The organism is Photorhabdus sp. P32, from assembly GCF_038085095.1.
Taxonomy (GTDB): domain Bacteria; phylum Pseudomonadota; class Gammaproteobacteria; order Enterobacterales; family Enterobacteriaceae; genus Photorhabdus; species Photorhabdus luminescens.
The window spans coordinates 1-2,674 of the sequence record NZ_JAZGJN010000140.1 but is presented as its reverse complement, the minus strand read 5'-3'; the positions used below and the strand labels follow the sequence as shown (position 1 = coordinate 2,674).

Genomic DNA, 2,674 nt, shown 5'->3' with positions numbered 1-2,674 from the left:
GAACCTAACTGACTTAAGAAAACTAATATTAAATAGTGGACTCACCTTTAAAGAATTGATTAAGATAAAGAGAAACTTTATTATTCTACACAAATATGATCCTAATATTTATCATAAATACCAAAGCAAAACAGATTGTTTTTGTCATTATCTGCTATTTAAAGGTGAAGAAGTAGCCATGCCAATAATATATTCGACACTGATTTCTTCGTTTATAATGTTAGGCATGCTTTTTAGTGGAAAAGCATATGGGATTCCATTAATGTTTTTTGTTTATTTATTAACAACAGTATCTTTTTTATTTTTATTTGGTCATTCCATTAATCTTATTACAGAATTGAAATTATCAATACTTTATTTCCGATTTAAAATAAAAACTAAATTTCAATCGTCATGAAGTTTATTTATGTCATCTATCAAAAGTTTGACTTTATACATACTACCAGATATTTGAATGGTTAATATAGGATTTGGTGTTAACCGCCATTTTCTGGCAAGATCCTCATTAATATACCTAAATAATTTTCCCGCCCCCGGCTTTACAGGATAGCCCCCCGATATATTATTCTTTGATTTAATAGGCTTAAGCTTGAACATTCCATATGTTCCATATGCACTCGCCACTAAATCAACTGAACTATAAGCAACATTAGCTACATTATCATCATAACCTAAAGCATGAGAGATGTGCCGATATCCCTCCCTGAGCCAGCCTATATCTTGACTCTCATAGAGAATCGGACTAATAGCTTCATAAAAGTTATTACCTCCATGAGCAAACAAAACAATTCCCATTGACTGAACACTTTTAGATTTTACCAATTTACCTGAATTAAAAACTGAAATACCAGCAACTGTCTGAACAATACCAGCAACAACCCCACCGCCTATTTTTGCGTATTTAACCACGCCCTGATCTTCAAATATATCGGTTACAATATATTTGGTATAATCCTTACGCCTTAAAGCCTGATATTCTCTTTCCGTTATTTCATATTCATCTTTTACTTCATAAACCAATCTCTTCTTTTCATTTACATCAAAGGTATTTTTAAACTCACGTGTTTTTATATTAACAAAGTCATCAATTTATTTTAAATATGACATTCTAAACTGGCTATCTTCTATAAAAAAGCTGGCAGCCAAGTGTGCTTTACGCTTCAATGACGAAGCGTAATTATTTAAATCATAAGAAAGATGGGATATCCCTTTCATAAAAACCTCAATAAACGTTGTCTTCCCATATGCTATATGCACTGGTGCCGGACATCACATGTTCCCACGTTATTGACTTATACATTAAAGATAAACTTTCCTGTGGCTGGCATTCATTATGCGTAGATGAGTTTGGATAAAACCCATTCAATCCACATATATATGCGCCAGTGAGTTTTATCTTATAATAGAGTTCTAAACCACCTTTAGTTGATGTTCTGTAAAAATAAAAAATACATTGCAGCGATTCTTTATTGGTTATGGCTAACCCCAAAAGAGGAGAAGATTTGTCTATTGGCTTTCTTATCTCAACCGGTTGATGGTTAACATGTTGACCTCTGGTTATATTAGACGTCAATTCATAAACAAATATATGGTCTTCATGACCAAGCTGACATGTGTTACCAATAGAATCAACCGTTGAACATCCCTGTGATATCAAACCTTGTTTATCACCCTTAATTTCCAAATAGATTATATTTGCCATAAAAAATCATCAATTAGTTAACATTCAAAAATATGAATATATAGTATATTGATAAGAAATGTAATATAACTGTTGGTTTCATTTCCAAAGAGTGTGATAAACCTCATGACAAGAAAAGTTTCGTTAATCCTTTGGTGTTAGAAATAGAATTTAATTGCTATAAATATTCCACTTAAATCAACCTTGAAACCCAAAACGACTAATTATAATGAAAGCCATTAACAATTAAATATCACGAGATACATTTACTGAAAACACTTAAAGTTATTTATTAATAGAATAGCCAACCCCAAAAGAGTGAGATTTAATATCACCTAAAATAAAGGATGGCAGGTTAAAACCTGCCTCCTTAAATCGGTTTGCTAGATAATTAAATTCTTAAAATATGCCCCATAAAGGTTCAACTACCAATTCCAAAACTGCGATGTAACTTCAATTTCTGCGTTGTAAATAGTGCTGAGATTGGTGACTATAATTTTATAGAAATAAACAGCGTTAACAGGTGCGAGAAATGTTTTCTCCTCACCGGGGTAAACATCAATATAACCATACTGGTTATAATCTCCAATCGGGGGAGCCCAGTAATTTACCGCCCTAATCGGCGCCATACCATTGTTTTTTATAATCGCCAAAGGATAATGATTGGGAAATATTACATTTCCATGCTTAAAAATCTCAAACGATTGACCAGGGTTTATAGCTATAACTTTCGATGACATTTTATGCCTTCCTTATTTTAACTGTTATTTAGTGACATATATAATAGGTGATTTCACCTATGAAATTTAACTTAACACTTTCCACAAACAGTTAAATATTGAAATTTATCAGCACAGTTAAGAAAAATACAGCCAACAAATTCATTGTATATACATTGTCATTCAATCATGTAATAAATAACAACCGAAATAATAAGGTGCTGTTTTTTCCGCATTATCTATTCTGATAACCAATTCTCTCTCTCATTTCTAT

General features: G+C 31.9%; 4 protein-coding genes. 1 reads left to right on the top strand and 3 read right to left on the bottom strand.

The window, feature by feature from the left end; genetic code table 11:
• The coding region (locus V2H77_RS00875; RefSeq protein WP_341497292.1) for a hypothetical protein at positions 1-397 on the top strand (397 nt) is incomplete at its 5' end.
• Here the strand turns inward: V2H77_RS00875 and V2H77_RS00870 are convergent.
• From V2H77_RS00870 to V2H77_RS00860, 3 genes are all read right to left on the bottom strand, one after another.
• Positions 385-1,020: a DUF4225 domain-containing protein gene (locus tag V2H77_RS00870; RefSeq protein ID WP_341497291.1), complete on the bottom strand. Its 636-nt coding sequence runs from the start codon at positions 1,018-1,020 to the stop codon at positions 385-387. The two genes, V2H77_RS00875 and V2H77_RS00870, sit on opposite strands and share 13 nt — an antisense overlap.
• A gap of 202 nt (positions 1,021-1,222) precedes the next feature.
• The gene (locus V2H77_RS00865; protein WP_049584668.1) at positions 1,223-1,702 is read right to left on the bottom strand and encodes an Hcp family type VI secretion system effector; all 480 of its coding nucleotides are present in this window, start codon (positions 1,700-1,702) and stop codon (positions 1,223-1,225) included.
• 404 nt (positions 1,703-2,106) lie between these two features.
• Positions 2,107-2,421: a hypothetical protein gene (locus tag V2H77_RS00860; protein ID WP_036777367.1), complete on the bottom strand. Its 315-nt coding sequence runs from the start codon at positions 2,419-2,421 to the stop codon at positions 2,107-2,109.
• Between the last annotated feature and the right edge of the window lie 253 nt (positions 2,422-2,674).